Origin of the sequence: Citrobacter sp. wls619, assembly GCF_005281345.1 — a bacterium.
Classification (GTDB): Bacteria; Pseudomonadota; Gammaproteobacteria; order Enterobacterales; family Enterobacteriaceae; genus Citrobacter.
In genome coordinates this window covers 1-217 of record NZ_SZXJ01000068.1, presented here as the reverse complement: position 1 = coordinate 217, position 217 = coordinate 1, and the positions used below count along the sequence as shown (strand labels likewise).

Below are 217 nucleotides of genomic sequence, written 5' to 3'. Positions count from 1 at the left end.
GTTTATTCAACGTATCAGATCTTTTCCGGAGTATATATTCATCCATCAGATAAGTATATTCTTATACCGCGATGGGAACCTGGGGCATATAAAATATCTAAAGATTACGGTCAAACGTGGCAGGTAGCAACATATATGGCCCCTTTCCCGGCGCTGGAGAGAAACTCAGATGGTGTTATGCGTGACAGCCCTGAAGGAAAAGAAATAAAAAGAGTGG

1 pseudogene is annotated in these 217 nt (G+C 41.9%); it reads left to right on the top strand.

The features are described from left to right. Positions 1–217 (top strand): annotated as a pseudogene (locus FDX19_RS25320) (hypothetical protein); the annotation flags it as partial.